Raw genomic sequence first — 16,037 nt, forward strand, 5'->3', positions numbered from 1 at the left:
ATAGACATATGTTGATGCAATCACAGATTTGAACAATCGGCGATTGCACACTTTATTCAAAGGGCAGGATGAAAATTTCAAACCCACTTTGATAAGGAAATCAAGGTATGTCAGAAGCACCGAAATACACCCATGCAACAGCGGACGTAACCAAAGCATTTGATGAGATCACCGCAACGCTATTGGCCGGTAAAACCGCCGAAACCATCCCCAAACTGCTGATTACCGCTGGCTTACAAGGCTCAGGTAAAACCTATCTGCTGGAAAAAACACTGCTGCCGTCGGGTGTTTACGCCAATTATGTTCGCCTGTACCTGCCCGAATACCGGGAAAAACACCCGCAATATGCCGACATGATCAAGCTGGGGGTGCTGCATGCTTACGAGCACACGGAGGCTTTTGTCCGGGAGCTCGGGAAGCGAATATTTACCGAGGTGCTCACACGCAAATACAACATCATCATGGAGTGTGCATTCGATAGCATCGACTTTGCCGGGATTGCATCGTATGCCGTTCCTGCCGGCTACCAGCTGGAGGCGCACATCGTGGGCTGCAACCAGGTATTTGCGCACGTTTCCAGCATCAAGCGAGCACTGAAAAGCCTGGAGCAAAAGGAACTGGAACGGTTTGTCAGCTACTCGGCGCTGGAGTCGAGCATGAGGAATGCCCAAGCCATCCTTCTGGCGTTCGAGACAGTCGCCAAAGCCGTAAGCGGCTCACAGATCTTCCTGTACGAACGTGGATTGGGTGCGTTGAAAGAACGGACCTTGCGGGCACATAGCACGTTCACCAGAGGCGCCAACGGCGATGTCGCCATCGCCTCGACCGGAACGCCTTATGCATACAGCGCCTACAACAAAATCATCAACAATCACGTCTACACCACGGAAGAACGTGATGAGATGACCAAGGAGTGCCACCTCGCCCTGCTCAAGACTGCAAACCATGCCAAAGAGGTTCCTGATGTTGTCTATAACGACCTGTATGCCTATATCGTGAAGTACGTGTACCGATAAACTCCGGCACAGTTTTCTTGCGGCTTCCCAAATCGACGGTTTGTCGCTACTTGCTACCTGTGGGAGCGGGCTTGCTCGCGAAGAGGGAGTGTCAGTCGACATCATCATTGACTGACACTCCCTCTTCGCGAGCAAGTCCGCTCCCACAGGGATCTTCGTCAGGCCTTTAGATGGCGCAAGCTGCGTTCCATCCGCGCAATGCCTTCTTCCAGCAGCGACCGTGGGCAGCCGAAGTTCAGGCGTACGAACTGTTTGCAGTCATCGCCAAAGTCCAGGCCGGCGCTCAAACCGACCTTGGCCTGTTCAAGGAAGAACTGCTGCGGGTTTTCCAGCCCCAGCGCCGTGCAATCGAGCCACGCCAGGTAGGTGCTTTGCGGCAGGTTCATGGTGATACCCGGCAGGCGGGTGCGCACGGCCTCGGCCAGGAAATCACGGTTGCCTTGCAGGTAGTCCTTCAGCTCGGCCAGCCATGGCGCGGCTTCGCTGTAGGCAACGCGGGTCGCTTCCATGCCCAGCGGATTGACGCTGTCGACCATGCCGCAACGGGCGTGGTTGACCTTCTCGCGCAGATGCCGGTCCTGGATGATCATGAACGAGGTTTTCAGGCCGGCGATGTTGTAGGCCTTGCTCGCCGACATCAACGTGATGGTGCGCTGGGCGACTTGCGGGCTCAGGGTCGCCATCGGAATGTGCTGGCGGCCGTCGTAACACAGTTCGGCGTGGATCTCGTCGGAAATGATCCAGGCATCATGCTCAAGGCAAATGTCGGCAATGGCTTGCAGCTCTGCGCGGGGGAAGGCCTTGCCGAGCGGGTTATGCGGGTTGCTCAGCAGCAAGGAGCCGCCACCTAGCAACGACTGGCTCAGGGTATCCAGCGGCGTGGTGTAGGTGCCATCGGCTTGCGCATCGAAATTCAGCTCGACCTTGTTCAGCCCCCAATGGCCCGGCGCATGGCGCAATGGCGGATAGTTGGGGACCTGGACAACGACGTTCTGTTGCGGCTTTACCAGGGCCTTCAATGCCATGTTGAAGCCAGACTCGACACCCGGCAGGAAGATCAGCTCCTGGGGTTCGACGCGCCAGGCGTATTTGTTCCAGAGGTCGGCGACGATCGCCTCGCGCAGGTCATCCTGGGCCACGCTGTAACCGACCATTGGGTGTTCCAGCCGTTTTTGCAGGGCCTGGATGATGACCGGCGGCGCGGCGAAATCCATGTCGGCGACCCACATCGGCAACACGTCGGCCGGGTAGCGGCTCCACTTGGTACTGCCGGTGTTGTGGCGGTCGAACACCTGATCAAAATCGAAAGTCATGCGTAGTCTCATGAAAGCTGGGTTGGAATGCTGACCATGATAATCGCCAATCCCCTGTAGGAGCGAGCTTGCTCGCGATGGAGTGTCAGTCGACGCTCACTCAACTGATACACCATCGCGAGCAAGCTCGCTCCTACAGGGGGTTGTGTTTGGTGGCCCGACGGTCGGCTCTCGTGGCGAATTCGACAGCCCTGTCTAATATTCAACTGTCGGCAGCCAGACTGCCGCGACCGAGGTTGTTCAAAAAGCCCGGCCATGTACCGGGTTCCACCTGATCAGGAGTGCACGATGGATCTCAGCCGTCGTCAGTTCTTCAAGGTCGCCGGCATCGGCCTTGCAGGCTCTAGCCTGGGTGCGTTGGGCATGGCCCCGACGCTTGCCTTTGCCGAACAGGTGCGTCACTTCAAGCTTGCCCACACCCATGAAACCCGCAACACCTGCCCGTATTGCTCGGTCGGTTGCGGCGTGATCATGTACAGCCAGGGCGATACGGCCAAGAATGTCGCACAGAACATCATCCACATCGAAGGTGATGCCGACCACCCGGTCAACCGCGGCACCCTTTGCCCCAAAGGCGCAGGCCTGCTGGACTTCATTCACAGCCCCGGACGGCTGCAATACCCGCAGGTGCGCAAAGCCGGCGGCACCGAGTGGACCCGCATCTCCTGGGATGAAGCGCTCGATCGCGTCGCCGACCTGATGAAGGCCGACCGCGATGCCAACTTCATCGAGAAGAACGCCCAGGGCCAAACGGTGAACCGTTGGCTGACCACCGGTTTTCTTGCGGCGTCAGCGGCGTCCAACGAGGCGGGCTACATCACGCACAAGGTCGTCCGCAGTCTCGGCATGCTGGGGTTTGATAACCAGGCGCGTGTCTGACACGGCCCGACGGTGGCAAGTCTTGCCCCGACGTACGGCCGTGGTGCCATGACCAATACCTGGACCGATATCGCCAACGCGAATCTGGTTCTGGTGATGGGCGGCAACGCAGCAGAAGCGCATCCGTGCGGCTTCAAATGGGTGACCGAAGCCAAGGCGCACAACAAGGCGCGGCTGATCGTGGTCGACCCGCGATTCACCCGGACTGCCTCGGTGGCCGACTATTACGCGCCGATCCGCACCGGCACCGACATCGCCTTCATGGGCGGGTTGATCAATTACCTGCTGACCGAGGACAAGATCCAGCACGAATACGTGCGCAACTACACCGACGTGTCGTTCATCGTAAAAGCCGGCTATGGCTTCGAGGACGGAATCTTCAGCGGCTACGATGTCGCCAAGCGTGCCTACACCGACAGGTCCGGCTGGGGCTATGAGCTTGGTGAGGACGGGTTTGCCAAGGTCGATCCGACGTTGCAGGACCCACGCTGCGTCTATCAATTGATGAAGCAGCACTACAGCCGTTACACCAAGGAACTGGCGAGCCAGATCTGCGGCATGCCAGTCGATGCCATGCAGAAAATCTGGGAGGAAATCGCCACTTGCTCGACGCCGGGCAAGACCATGACCATTCTCTACGCTCTGGGCTGGACCCAGCACTCGGTCGGTTCGCAAATGATCCGCAGCGCGGCGATGGTGCAATTGTTGCTGGGCAACGTCGGCATGCCGGGCGGCGGCGTCAACGCCTTGCGCGGGCACTCCAATATTCAGGGGCTGACCGATCTGGGCCTGTTGTCCAACTCGCTGCCGGGTTACCTCACGCTACCCGGCGAAGCCGAGCAGGATTACAACGCCTACATCGTCAAGCGCACGCAGAAACCGTTGCGCCCAGGGCAACTGTCTTACTGGCAGAACTACGGCAAATTCCACGTCAGCCTGATGAAAGCCTGGTACGGCGCCAACGCCACGGCCGAGAACAACTGGGCTTACGACTACCTGCCGAAACTGGACATTCCCCAATACGACATCCTCAAGGTGTTTGATTTGATGGGCCAGGGCAAGGTCAACGGCTACCTGTGCCAGGGCTTCAACCCGATCGCCGCGCTGCCGGACAAACACCGGGTGACTGCGGCACTGGCCAAATTGAAGTGGCTGGTGGTGATGGACCCGCTGGCCACCGAAACCTCGGAGTTCTGGCGCAACGTCGGGCCGTACAACGATGTGAAAAGCGCCGATATCCAGACCGAAGTGATTCGCCTGCCCACCACCTGTTTCGCGGAGGAGGACGGCTCGCTGGTCAACAGCAGTCGCTGGCTGCAATGGCACTGGAAAGGCGCCGATGGGCCGGGTGAAGCGCAGACCGACATTCGGATCATGAGCGAACTGTTCCAGCGTCTGCGTCAGCGCTATCAGACCGAAGGCGGGAAGTACCCTGACCCGATACTCAAGTTGTCCTGGCCGTACAAGATCCCGGACGAGCCTTCGCCGGAAGAGCTGGCCAAGGAAATCAACGGCTCTGCCACCACCGACTTCACCGATGCCACTGGCGCGGCGATCAAGGCCAATGCGCAACTGGCCGGATTCGCCCAGCTCAAGGACGACGGCAGCACGGCGTCCGGTTGCTGGATCTTCTGTGGAAGCTGGACCGAACTCGGTAACCAGATGGCTCGCCGCGACAACAGTGACCCGTACGGCATGCACCAGACCCAAGGTTGGGCCTGGGCCTGGCCGGCCAACCGGCGGATTCTCTACAACCGCGCTTCGGCGGACCTGCAAGGCAAGCCGTGGGATCCGAAAAAACGCCTGGTGTGGTGGAACGGCAAGACCTGGGGCGGCACCGATGTGCCGGACTACAAGGCTGATGTGGCGCCGGAAGCGGGGATGAATCCGTTCATCATGAACCCCGAAGGCGTGGCGCGATTCTTCGCCGTCGACAAGATGAACGAAGGCCCGTTCCCTGAACACTACGAGCCGTTCGAAACGCCGATCGGCATCAACCCGCTGCACCCGCAAAACAAGAAGGCCACCAGCAACCCGGCGGCGCGAATCTTCGATTCGGTCTGGGATTCCCTCGGCGTGGCCAAGGATTACCCGTACGCCGCCACCAGTTACCGGTTGACCGAGCATTTCCACTTCTGGACCAAGCATTGCAAGCTCAATGCGATTGCCCAACCGGAGCAATTCGTCGAAATCGGCGAAGTGCTGGCCAAGGAAAAAGGCATCGTCGCCGGCGACCGGGTGCGGGTCAGCAGCAAGCGTGGGTTCATTGAAGCGGTGGCGGTGGTGACCAAGCGGATTCGTCCGTTGCAGGTCAACAATCAGGTGGTGCACCAGATCGGCATTCCGTTGCATTGGGGTTTCACCGGCCTCACACGCCACGGTTACCTGACCAACACCCTGGTGCCGTTCCTCGGCGATGGCAACACCCAGACCCCGGAATCCAAGTCATTCCTGGTCAACGTGGAGAAAGTCTAAATGGCCAGCCAAGACATCATTGCCCGTTCGGCCACCACCACACCCGCGCCGTCGGTGCGCGGCATGGAGGAAGTCGCCAAGCTGATCGACACCACCAAATGCATTGGCTGCAAGGCCTGTCAGGTCGCCTGTTCGGAATGGAACGAGCTGCGTGACGAGGTCGGTCATAACCATGGCACCTACGACAATCCTCAGGATCTCACCGCAGAAACCTGGACGCTGATGCGCTTCACCGAGCATGAAACCGACGCCGGCAACCTGGAGTGGCTGATCCGCAAGGACGGCTGCATGCATTGCGCCGAACCCGGTTGCCTGGCGGCATGCCCCAGCCCGGGGGCGATCATCAAGCACGCCAATGGCATCGTCGATTTCGATCAGGATCATTGCATCGGTTGCGGCTATTGCATCACCGGTTGCCCGTTCAACATTCCACGGATCTCGCAAAAGGATCACAAGGCCTACAAATGCACCTTGTGCTCGGACCGGGTAGCGGTGGGGCTGGAGCCGGCGTGCGTGAAGACCTGTCCGACCGGTGCCATCGTGTTCGGCTCCAAGGACGACATGAAGGAACACGCGGCCGAGCGCATCGTCGACCTCAAGAGCCGGGGTTTTGAAAACGCCGGTCTGTACGACCCTGAAGGTGTCGGCGGTACCCACGTGATGTACGTGTTGCACCACGCCGATACGCCAAGACTGTACGCCGGTTTGCCCGATCACCCGGCAATCAGCCCGTTGGTAGGGCTGTGGAAAGGTATCAGCAAACCGCTGGCGCTGCTGGCCATGGGCGCCGCAGTACTGGCAGGGTTCTTCCACTACGTGCGCGTCGGACCGCAAATTGTCGAAGAAGATGAACACCCGAGCCCGCCGGACAATGCCGTGCACGAAGTCGATCCGTCGGTGCATACCTTCGATCCACGTGGGGAGGGCAGGCCATGAGCAACAAGACGATCCTGCGCTACACCAGTAGCCAGCGTACCAATCACTGGCTGGTGGCGATTCTGTTCCTCATGGCCGGGCTGTCCGGACTGGCGCTGTTTCACCCGGCGTTGTTCTGGCTCAGCAACCTGTTCGGCGGCGGGCCATGGACGCGTATCCTGCACCCGTTCATGGGTGTGCTGATGTTCCTGTTGTTCCTTGGCCTGGTGTTTCGCTTCTGGCGCGCCAATTACTTCATCGCCAATGACCGCCTGTGGCTCAAGCGCATCGACCGGGTGATGCTGAACAAAGAGGAGGGCGTCCCGCCCATTGGCAAATACAACCCAGGGCAGAAGCTGCTGTTCTGGACTTTACTGCTGTGCATGCTTGGGCTGTTGTTCACCGGGCTGGTGATCTGGCGTGCGTATTTCAGCGATTACTTCGGCATCACTGTTATCCGCTGGGCGATGTTGCTGCATGCGTTGGCCGCTTTCGTGCTGATCCTCAGCATTATCGTGCACATCTATGCCGGCATCTGGATCAAGGGCTCGGTCAGCGCCATGTTGCATGGCTGGGTCAGCCGCGGCTGGGCGAAGAAACACCATGAGCTCTGGTATCGCCAAGTGACTCAAGATGAGACCCGCGACGAAGCTCCTACGCGACCGATCACCAAAAAGGGCTGACATTTGCCAACCATCCTGGAACCTGGAGAAATCGAAGCGGCGGCCGGTTCGCCGCCGTTTCTGTACATGCCACCGCATAATTTGTTCAGCCTGCGCGCCCAGCGCCTGGAAACGCTGGCCGAAGGGCACCCGCTGGCCGATTACCTGCGCCTGATTGCCGGGCTGTGCCGGGTGCAGCAACAGGTGCTGGACGACCCACCGCTGAGCGAGCCTCTTGACCGGCAACGCATCGAGTTGTGCCAGCAACACGGCTTGCCACCGTTCGCGGCCGACAGCCTGGCGCGCGAAGACGATTGGCAGCTTTACCTCGAAGCCTTGCTGCAGCGCTATAACGCACCACCACAATCCGCCGTGGCCGATGCCGTGGAAACCTTGCGTCTGGCCGGCGCCGGGCAACGCCGCGTCTGGGCGGTGGCGTTGGTCAGCGGCCAGTATTCACTGGTGCCGGCCGCGTTGGTGCCGTTTCTCGGTGCGGCGCTGCAAATAGCCTGGAGCCACTGGTTGTTGAGTACACCGAACCTGACACTTAGCCCCGGCGACAGCCTCAGTCAATGCCCGGCCTGTGGCTCGCCGGCCATGGCCGGAGTGATCCGCCATCGCGGCAAGCACAACGGCTTGCGTTATCTGGTCTGTTCGCTGTGCGCCTGCGAGTGGCATGTGGTGCGGGTCAAGTGCGTGTATTGCGAGCAGAGCAAGGGCCTGGAATACCTCAGCCTTGAAGATGATCGCCATGCCGCCAACCAGGCGCCTTTGCGCGCAGAAGTCTGCCCCGGTTGTAACAGTTATCTGAAGTTGCTCTATCTGGAGAACGATGCAGACGCCGAAGCGCTGTCGGCGGACCTGTCCAGCCTGATGCTCGACATGCGCCTGGCGCAGGACGGTTATCAGCGTTTGGCACCGAATCTGTTGCTGGCTCCGGGAGACGAATAACCGCAGCGTCTACACTCAGGCGCGACGGTCATTCGTTTTCAGGAGTGCCAGATGTCTGCTCGCGGTGCCAGCCAACCCCCGCGCCTACCTTCCATCGACAGTTTGTTGCGTCACCCGGCGTGCCAGCCATTGGCCGAGCGCTATGGACGCGACGCCTTGCTGGCTGCCTTGCGGCAATTGCTTGATGAACTGCGCGAAGGAGTGCAGCAGGGTTTGCTCGAATCGGTAGAAGTCAGCCCTGAAGTGCTGGCGGGCCGGGTGGGCGAGCGATTGTCTGCGCAACACCGCAGCCATGTGCGTCGGGTGTTCAACCTCACCGGCACGGTCTTGCACACCAACCTCGGGAGGGCGCTGTTGCCCGAGGAAGCAATTGAGGCGGTGCAAATGGCGGCCCGCTATCCGCTCAACCTCGAATTCGACTTGCGCAGCGGCAAGCGCGGAGATCGCGACGACCTGATCGAAGGCTTGATCCGCGAACTGACCGGCGCCGAAGCGGTGACCGTGGTCAACAACAATGCCGCAGCGGTGCTGCTGACCCTCAACAGCCTGGGCGCACGCAAGGAAGGGATTATTTCCCGGGGCGAACTGATTGAAATCGGCGGTGCCTTCCGCATTCCCGACATCATGGCCCGCGCCGGGGTAAAGCTCAATGAGGTTGGCACCACCAATCGCACCCATGCCCGCGACTACGAGGCCGCCATCGGCCCGCGCAGTGGTTTGATCATGCGGGTGCACGCGAGCAACTACAGCATTCAAGGCTTCACCACGAGCGTGCCAACGGCGGAGCTGGCGCAACTGGCGCACCGGCACGGTTTGCCACTGCTCGAAGACCTCGGCAGTGGCAGCCTGCTGGACTTGACCCGCTGGGGTTTGCCCGCCGAACCGACAGTGCGTCAGGCGCTGCTGGATGGCGCGGACATCGTCACCTTCAGTGGCGACAAACTGCTCGGCGGGCCACAGGCCGGGCTGATTGTCGGCCGCAAGGAACTGATCGCCAGGATCAAGAAAAACCCGCTCAAGCGTGCGCTGCGGGTCGATAAAATGACCCTGGCGGCCCTGGAAGCGGTGCTGAGCTTGTACCGCAACCCGGACCGACTGGCCGAGCGCTTGCCCAGCCTGCGCCTGCTGACCCGGCCACAGACCGATATTCTCGCCCAGGCCGAGCGCTTGCGGCCATCGCTGGCCCGGGTGTTGGGTGACGGCTGGAGCGTCAGTGCCATGCCGGCACTGGGCATGATCGGCAGCGGCAGCCAACCGGTGGCGAGGCTGGCCAGCGCAGCGCTGTGTCTGCGTCCGTTGACCTCCAAGCGCTTGCGCGGGCGCTCCCTGTTGAAACTTGAAGAGGCCTTTCGCGCCTTGCCGATTGCCGTACTCGGGCGTATTGACGATGACGCCCTGTGGCTGGACCTGCGGCAACTGGACGACGAGCCGGCATGGCTGGCGCAGCTTGATCAATTGCAGGCGGAGGGCCGGGCAGGGTGATTGTCGGCACCGCAGGGCACATCGACCATGGCAAAACCGCACTGCTCCAGGCGCTCACCGGCCAGGCGGGCGACCGGCGTCGGGAAGAGCGTGAGCGCGGCATGACCATCGACCTCGGCTACCTGTATGCCGAGCTGGAGCCGGGAGCGAGCCTGACCGGCTTCATCGATGTTCCCGGCCATGAACGCTTCACCCACAACATGCTCGCCGGGGCGCAGGGTATCGATCTGGTGTTGCTGGTAGTGGCCGCCGATGACGGTGTGATGCCGCAGACGCGTGAGCACCTGGCGATTGTCCAGTTGCTGGGTATCCCTCGGGCTCTGGTGGCGATCAGTAAGTGCGACCGGGTCGATGGCGCCCGGGTGCAGGTGGTGCGCGATCAGGTCCGCACATTGCTGGCACCCGGGCCTTATGCCGATGCGCCGCTGATTGCGCTGTCGAGCGTGACCGGCGAGGGCATCGAAACCTTGCGACAGGCTTTGCTCGAAGCACAGCGGGAAGTGTTGCAACGCAGCAGCGAAGATGGCTTTCGACTGGCGATCGATCGCGCCTTCAGCGTTGCCGGGGCCGGCATCGTCGTGACCGGCACGGCACTGTCCGGTCGGGTCGCGGTGGGCGATACCTTGTTGCTGGGGCCACAAGGCAAACCGGTGCGCATTCGAGGCCTGCACGCGCAAAACCGGACCGCCGACAGCGCCATTGCCGGCCAGCGTGTGGCGTTGAACCTGAATGCCGAACGGCTGGCCCTGGAGCATATCCATCGCGGCCACTGGTTGCTGGCCGAGGGCTTGTACGCGCCCACCCAACGCCTGGACATCGACATGCAGTTGCTTGCTGGTGAACCCAGGGCCTTCGAGCACTTTCAACCGGTGCACGTGCACCTCGGCACCCAGGACGTCACCGGGCGAGTCGCCCTGCTGGAAGGCACAAGCCTGGCACCCGGCGGGCGGATGTTTGCGCAACTGCTGCTCAATACACCGGTGCATGCGGTGAAGGGCGATCCGCTGATCCTGCGCGACCAGAGTGCCCAACGCACCCTTGGCGGCGGTCGGGTGCTCGATCCGTTTGCACCCGCTCGACAACGCCGCAGCCCCGAACGTTTGGCGCAACTGGACGCACTGGCCAACAGTGCAACGCTGGAAGATGTTTTGCCGGCGTTGCTGGCCCATAGCGACACCGGGCTCGACCTGCAGCGCCTGGAACGTCAGTTCAACCGTCCGCGCAATTCCTGGACGTTGCCTGACAACGTGCGCCTGATCGATACCCGTCAAGGTCCGTTGCTGTTCAGTGCCAGTCGCTGGCAAGCCTTGAAAGCGCCTTTAGTCGAACAACTTGCGCATTTCCATCAACTCGAACCGGATCAAATGGGCCCGGACCGGGATCGCCTGCGCCGATTTGCCGGCAGCACTCTGGAACGTCCGACGTTTATCTGCCTGCTCGATGAATTGCTGGCCAGCGGCGCTATCGTCAGCAGCGGACCATGGTTGCATTTACCCGAACATCAGGTGCGCTTGAGTGAAGAAGACGAAGCCTTGTGGCAACGCTTGCAGCCGTTGTTCGAACAAGCCGGTTTCGACCCGCCCTGGGTGCGCAACCTGGGGCATGACGAGGCAACCGTTCGCGCCTTGCTGCGCAAAATGGCCCGGCTGGGCCTGCTCCATCAAGTCGTCCACGATCTGTTTTACACCGACAGCATGATCCGTCGATTGGCGGCTATGCTGTTGCAACTGGCGGACGCCAACCCGGTGATTCAGGTGGCGTCGTTCCGCGATGCAATCGGTTTGGGGCGCAAGCGCAGCATTCAGATACTGGAATACTTTGACCGTATCGGCCTGACGCGGCGTTTTGGTGATCGTCGGCAGATTAGTGCGGACAGTGCGTTGGCCCAGCGCACAGAACACTGATAAAAGGGCAGGATTCAAGGACAGACTTCAAGGAAGGCAATCGCGCCCGGTGGCGCGGCCGGGCTTCAAACCCGGTTGGGGACGGCATCCGTTCCCGGGCAGGTTCGACTCCGGCTGCCTTCCGCCAATCACCTCCAGATTTTCTGACTCAACCGAATCCACTGTGGGGGGAGCCTGCTCGCGATGGCGGTTGGTCGAAGCAACACATTCGCCCAGTTTTTACACGGGGTTGCGAAATGGATCGTCAGAGATTGCGCTGGGCTTCCATCCGATCATGAAGAACCCTGATGATCGCAATTCCGTACGCAGTGATTCGAAAATAGATCATGTGTCGCTCAACACTGCAGCGCCGATAACCAGGACGGATAGAGTCGCAGGCCGGCGCCTTTTTCGGGCGCTCGGCCAATTGCGCAAATGCTGAGGTAAGGATGTCAATGTAGCGATTGGCCTGAACCAGGCCCCACTGGCGAGCGGTATAACTCCAGATTGCCTCAAGGTCACCCTCTGCGGCAGGCGTTAGACGATATTCAGCCATGCGCGGTTAACATTCTCTGTTTGAATGCAGCTGGATCGAATGGGCGAGGTTCTCCGCTGGATTCACCTTCCCGAAGGGCGGCACGGATCGTTTCGAGTTCAGCGCTGCGCTCCTGTTCACGACGGATCAGATCGCGAATGTATTCGCTGTCGTTGGTGTAATGGCCCGCTTCTATCTGCGCTTTGATCCAGTTGTCTTGCTGGTCGGTCACGGTGATGGTTTTTCGTACGGTTCCCATGATTGGGCCTCCACGGAGATAGTCGACTGCATGAAACCTATCATACTATTGGTGCGGTATCGAGCAGTCGAGCCTCTATTGCGATCCATCCAGTCTGAACAGAGTTTGCAGCTTTGCGGCAAGCCCGCTCCAACCAATGAATGCATTCCAAACATTGTCGAATGCTTTCCTCAGAACACCAGCGGGTACTGAATCACTACATATATCCGGTCTATGTCATCACCCGCCTGCGCCTTATTGGCCCGGTGCGAAACGTGCGACATCTGCACCGACAGGTCCTTCGCTGCCCCCGTTTGGACGATGTACTTCAAATCAATGTCGCGCTCCCAGTGTTTGCCCCCATCACCTTGTTGCGGCACGAAGGTGCCGGACGCCGCGTCGAACGGGTTGTAGGCCCCGCCTTGCGGTGCATGGGTGCCGTCGATCTGGTCGCCGGTGACGTAACGCGTCATGAATTTCAACCCGGGAATCCCGTAGGTCGCCAGGTCCAGGTCGTAGCGTGCCTGCCAGGAACGTTCATGGGCACCGTTGAAGTCGGCGTACTTGATCGAGTTGGCCAGATAGATGGAATCGCCACCGACAAAATCGAATGGCGTATCACCGTCGATCTTCTGATAGGCCACGGTGAAACCATGGGCGCCGATCGTGTATCTGCCCGACAGGCTGTACGCGGTGTTGTCGATGGCACCGGCCAGTGCCTGGCCGGTGTCCCGGGTGTGATAGAGGTTGGCGTCAAGGAACACATCGGATTGCTTGAAATGCAGGTTGCCGTAGTACTGATGCCAGGTGTCTGTCAGCTCCGAAGCGTACAGGGCGCCGCCGACCGGACTTTGGGTAAACAGGTCAGCGCCGACAAACGAAATGCCACCGGCCTCGGTGTTGGCGCCATAGCCGAAAAAGTTGCCCTTGCCTGAAGCACTGTCCTGATTCTTGAATGCCGTGAAGTGCCCGGCTTGCAGGTTCATGCCGTCGATCTCACGGCTGTCGAGCAGAAAACCAGTGGCGTACTCCGGTTGCAGGCGTTTGTCCGCGGTGTCGAATACCGGGGTTTCGACCTCCATCTCGCCATACGCCAGGGTGGTCTTCGATGCCTTGAGCTTGATCGCGCCGCCACCGCTGGAGTAGTCGCTTTCGCTGCGGCCGTCACTGCCCACTGGCAGTAATCCGGTCCCGGAATGTCCCTTGCCGCTATCGAGTTTCAATCCCAGAAATGCATGGGCATCAAGGCCAAAACCAACGGCGCCCGGTGTGAAACCGGATTCAAAAGTGCTGATAAAGCCTTGAGCCCATTCGGCCTTGTAGCTCTTGCCGGTCGGCGAGGGGGATCGATAGTCGCTGTTCAGATAAAAGTTTCGGCTAAGTACGCCAAGCGTCGCGCCGTTCAGGAAGCCTTCCGCGTCTTGCGACGATTCATCGGCCAGTGCGTGGGTGGCCAACAGGTAGAGGCACAGGGCAATGGCCGCCCTGAAATCTTGCGGGGAAAGGGTCATCAATGGTTCACCACAGGGGCAGCGACTGCGGGTGATGATTCACTGTAGGAGCGAGCTTGCTCGCGATGGTCTCGAGAGCGCCGCGTTTACCCAGTAAACAGGCGTTATCGTTAACGATCATCGCGAGCAAGCTCGCTCCTACAGGGTTCGCCCGCAGTCGCTTGTTTTTCTTAGTGGCCTTCCGAGGCACCAAACATGGTCTTGGCGTAGATCAGGCCCAGACCGTAGGCGCCGCCGTTGGCAATCGAGGTTTTCACGGTTTCGTTGTAAGTTTCGCTGCGAGCCCAGTCACGTTGCAGTTCCAGCAGGTATTGCAGCGAGGTCATCGGCCGGGCGCCGATCTGGATCATGCGCTGCATGGCCATTTCGTGGGCCTCGGTGCTGACGTCGCCGCAGGCGTCGGCAATCACATACACCTCGAAACCCTGGTCAATCGCCGACAATGCCGGGCCAACGATGCAAACGGAGGTCCACAGACCGGCGAGGACAATCTTCTGCTTGCCGATGGCATTGACCTCAACGGCAATGCGCTCGTCTTCCCAGGTGTTCATGCTGGTGCGATCGATCACGTTGTGTTCCGGGAACACGGCTTTGATTTCCTCGAAGATCGGCCCGGAAAAACTCTTCTCGGCGACAGTGGTGAGAATCGTCGAGACCTTGAAACCACGCGCCGCCTTGGCTACCAGTGCGGCGTTGTTGCGCAGGGTGACGGCATCGATCGACTTGGTCGCGAAGGACATCTGCGACTGGTGGTCGATCATGATCAGGGTGTGGTCGGTCGGGGTCAGCAGGGTTTTACCGGGTACTGCTTTTGCAATGGCCATGACATTGTCCTTATGGGGGGGAGTGAGGACGTCATGGTTACGTAGATCGGGTCGGGAATATTGAATCAGTGTGCTGTCTTTGACTCATCGCGATCAAACGGCACAAACCCTGTGGGAACGAGCTCGCTCCCACAGGGTTTGTGTGTGCCATTCACGGCATCACGCGTTAGTGCTTGCGCAAGTTTGGCACCGACGTTCTCCACGTTCATGGCGCTGGTGTGCGGATGTCAGATCGACTTCAAAGATGATCGGCATCAATCACCGCCTTGGCGAACGCCTGCGGAGCTTCCTGCGGCAGGTTGTGGCCGATGCCGCCGTTGATCAGCCGGAACTCGTATTTGCCGGTGAAGCGCTTGGCATAGTCTTCGGGGGCAGGGTGCGGTGCGCCGTTGGCATCGCCTTCCAGGGTTATGGTCGGCACGCTGATGGACGGCGCCGTGGCCAGTTTCTGCTCCAGCGCTTCGTAGCGGCTCTCGCCCTGGACCAGGCCCAGGCGCCAGCGGTAGTTGAACACGGTGATGTCGACATGGTCGGGGTTATCCAGCGCCTTGGCGCTGCGGTCGAAGGTGGCGTCGTCGAACGCCCATTTTGGTGAAGCCAGTTGCCAGATCAGCTTGGCGAAGTCGTGGGTGTTTCTCTCGTAACCGGCGCGTCCGCGGTCAGTGGCGAAGTAGAACTGATACCACCACTGCAATTCAGCCTTCGGTGGCAGCGGGTTCTTGCCGGCTGCCTGGTTGCCGATCAGATAACCGCTGACCGAGACCAGTGCCTTGACCCGCTCCGGCCACAGCGCCGAGACAATATCGGCCGAACGCGCACCCCAGTCATAGCCACCGAGCACCGCTTGTTTGATCTTCAGGGCATCCATGAAGTCGATGACGTCACTGGCCAGCGCAGCCGGCTGGCCGTTGCGCTCGGTTTCTACGGAGAGGAAACGCGTATCGCCATATCCGCGCGCATAGGGCATCAGCACCCGATAGCCCTTGGCGGCCAATAACGGCGCGACCTCGTCATAACTGTGAATGTCGTACGGCCAGCCGTGCAGCAGGATCACCACCGGCCCGTTGGCAGGGCCAGTTTCGGCGTATGCCACATCCAGCAGTCCGGCGTTGACATGCTTGAGCGGGCCGAAGGGCGAGGGCGCCGCCTGCGTGGTAGCGGCAGGGGCCGCCGCGGGCTGCGCGGCGGCGGCCGTTTGCGCATGGGCCGCGCCGAGCACGCCGAACAGCGTAAGCGCGAGGATCGAAGGGCCGACCAGGTGGCGGCGAGTGTTGCGGGGGTTGCTGTTGCGCAGTGCCATCTTCATGGGATGCCTCCATTACTAGCCATGGGTCAGGGATTCTGTCTGAGCCC

13 protein-coding genes and 1 tRNA gene are annotated in these 16,037 nt (G+C 60.4%); 8 read left to right on the forward strand and 6 right to left on the reverse strand.

The window, feature by feature from the left end:
- Window positions 1-107: 107 nt before the first annotated feature.
- Entirely contained in the window at window positions 108-1,016 is a 909-nt protein-coding gene (locus tag PMI28_RS22230) for a zeta toxin family protein (RefSeq protein ID WP_007983783.1), read from the forward strand.
- Between the two features lie 158 nt (window positions 1,017-1,174).
- Here PMI28_RS22230 and PMI28_RS22225 read toward each other — a convergent pair whose 3' ends face one another.
- Entirely contained in the window at window positions 1,175-2,329 is a 1,155-nt protein-coding gene (locus PMI28_RS22225) for a MalY/PatB family protein (protein ID WP_007983784.1), read from the reverse strand.
- A 288-nt stretch (window positions 2,330-2,617) separates the two neighbouring features.
- On the opposite strand from PMI28_RS22225, the gene fdnG reads away from it, so the two are divergent.
- The 7 genes from fdnG to PMI28_RS0128340 all read left to right on the forward strand — a co-directional run bounded on the left by fdnG (window position 2,618) and on the right by PMI28_RS0128340 (window position 11,724).
- Window positions 2,618-5,683 carry a formate dehydrogenase-N subunit alpha gene (gene fdnG, locus PMI28_RS22215; protein WP_157395752.1) on the forward strand — a complete coding sequence of 1,022 codons (3,066 nt, stop codon included), beginning with the start codon at window positions 2,618-2,620 and terminating at the stop codon, window positions 5,681-5,683.
- Window positions 5,684-6,619: a formate dehydrogenase subunit beta gene (gene fdxH, locus PMI28_RS22210; protein WP_007983789.1), complete on the forward strand. Its 936-nt coding sequence runs from the start codon at window positions 5,684-5,686 to the stop codon at window positions 6,617-6,619. It begins immediately after the preceding gene.
- Window positions 6,616-7,281, forward strand: a complete 666-nt coding sequence (locus tag PMI28_RS22205) for a formate dehydrogenase subunit gamma (protein ID WP_007983791.1) — start codon at window positions 6,616-6,618, stop codon at window positions 7,279-7,281. The genes fdxH and PMI28_RS22205 overlap by 4 nt, the downstream gene beginning before the upstream one ends.
- A gap of 3 nt (window positions 7,282-7,284) precedes the next feature.
- Entirely contained in the window at window positions 7,285-8,211 is a 927-nt protein-coding gene (gene fdhE / locus PMI28_RS22200; RefSeq protein ID WP_007983793.1) for a formate dehydrogenase accessory protein FdhE, read from the forward strand.
- Between the two features lie 51 nt (window positions 8,212-8,262).
- Complete coding sequence (selA, locus tag PMI28_RS22195) at window positions 8,263-9,693, forward strand: L-seryl-tRNA(Sec) selenium transferase (protein WP_007983794.1); 1,431 nt, start codon at window positions 8,263-8,265, stop codon at window positions 9,691-9,693.
- Window positions 9,690-11,597, forward strand: a complete 1,908-nt coding sequence (gene selB / locus PMI28_RS22190) for a selenocysteine-specific translation elongation factor (protein WP_007983796.1) — start codon at window positions 9,690-9,692, stop codon at window positions 11,595-11,597. Before selA ends, selB begins: the two co-directional genes overlap by 4 nt.
- A 31-nt stretch (window positions 11,598-11,628) precedes the next feature.
- Window positions 11,629-11,724: transfer RNA gene (locus PMI28_RS0128340), tRNA-Sec, on the forward strand.
- 117 nt (window positions 11,725-11,841) lie between these two features.
- Here the strand turns inward: PMI28_RS0128340 and PMI28_RS0128345 are convergent.
- The 5 genes from PMI28_RS0128345 to PMI28_RS22170 form a co-directional block, all read right to left on the reverse strand.
- Window positions 11,842-12,132: a type II toxin-antitoxin system RelE/ParE family toxin gene (locus PMI28_RS0128345; protein ID WP_033063138.1), complete on the reverse strand. Its 291-nt coding sequence runs from the start codon at window positions 12,130-12,132 to the stop codon at window positions 11,842-11,844.
- Complete coding sequence (locus PMI28_RS22185) at window positions 12,125-12,370, reverse strand: type II toxin-antitoxin system ParD family antitoxin (protein ID WP_007983798.1); 246 nt, start codon at window positions 12,368-12,370, stop codon at window positions 12,125-12,127. The genes PMI28_RS0128345 and PMI28_RS22185 overlap by 8 nt, the downstream gene beginning before the upstream one ends.
- A 170-nt stretch (window positions 12,371-12,540) precedes the next feature.
- Window positions 12,541-13,860, reverse strand: a complete 1,320-nt coding sequence (locus tag PMI28_RS22180) for an OprD family porin (protein WP_007983799.1) — start codon at window positions 13,858-13,860, stop codon at window positions 12,541-12,543.
- A 170-nt stretch (window positions 13,861-14,030) separates the two neighbouring features.
- On the reverse strand, window positions 14,031-14,684 hold the full coding sequence (locus PMI28_RS22175) for a hydrolase (protein WP_007983801.1): 654 nt from the start codon (window positions 14,682-14,684) through the stop codon (window positions 14,031-14,033).
- Between the two features lie 238 nt (window positions 14,685-14,922).
- Window positions 14,923-15,990, reverse strand: coding sequence for an alpha/beta fold hydrolase (locus tag PMI28_RS22170; protein ID WP_007983802.1), 1,068 nt, complete (start codon window positions 15,988-15,990; stop codon window positions 14,923-14,925).
- Between the last annotated feature and the right edge of the window lie 47 nt (window positions 15,991-16,037).

The organism is Pseudomonas sp. GM48 (genome assembly GCF_000282335.1).
GTDB lineage: Bacteria > Pseudomonadota > Gammaproteobacteria > Pseudomonadales > Pseudomonadaceae > Aquipseudomonas.

Bases quoted from the DNA above. Each gene is read 5' to 3' on its own strand.
- PMI28_RS22170 (WP_007983802.1), bottom strand. From the start codon at position 15,990: ATGAAGATGGCACTGCGCAACAGCAACCCCCGCAACACTCGCCGCCAC.
- PMI28_RS0128345 (WP_033063138.1), bottom strand. From the start codon at position 12,132: ATGGCTGAATATCGTCTAACGCCTGCCGCAGAGGGTGACCTTGAGGCA.
- PMI28_RS22205 (WP_007983791.1), top strand. From the start codon at position 6,616: ATGAGCAACAAGACGATCCTGCGCTACACCAGTAGCCAGCGTACCAAT.
- fdxH (WP_007983789.1), top strand. From the start codon at position 5,684: ATGGCCAGCCAAGACATCATTGCCCGTTCGGCCACCACCACACCCGCG.
- PMI28_RS22225 (WP_007983784.1), bottom strand. From the start codon at position 2,329: ATGACTTTCGATTTTGATCAGGTGTTCGACCGCCACAACACCGGCAGT.
- PMI28_RS22175 (WP_007983801.1), bottom strand. From the start codon at position 14,684: ATGGCCATTGCAAAAGCAGTACCCGGTAAAACCCTGCTGACCCCGACC.
- PMI28_RS22180 (WP_007983799.1), bottom strand. From the start codon at position 13,860: ATGACCCTTTCCCCGCAAGATTTCAGGGCGGCCATTGCCCTGTGCCTC.
- selA (WP_007983794.1), top strand. From the start codon at position 8,263: ATGTCTGCTCGCGGTGCCAGCCAACCCCCGCGCCTACCTTCCATCGAC.
- PMI28_RS22185 (WP_007983798.1), bottom strand. From the start codon at position 12,370: ATGGGAACCGTACGAAAAACCATCACCGTGACCGACCAGCAAGACAAC.
- PMI28_RS22230 (WP_007983783.1), top strand. From the start codon at position 108: ATGTCAGAAGCACCGAAATACACCCATGCAACAGCGGACGTAACCAAA.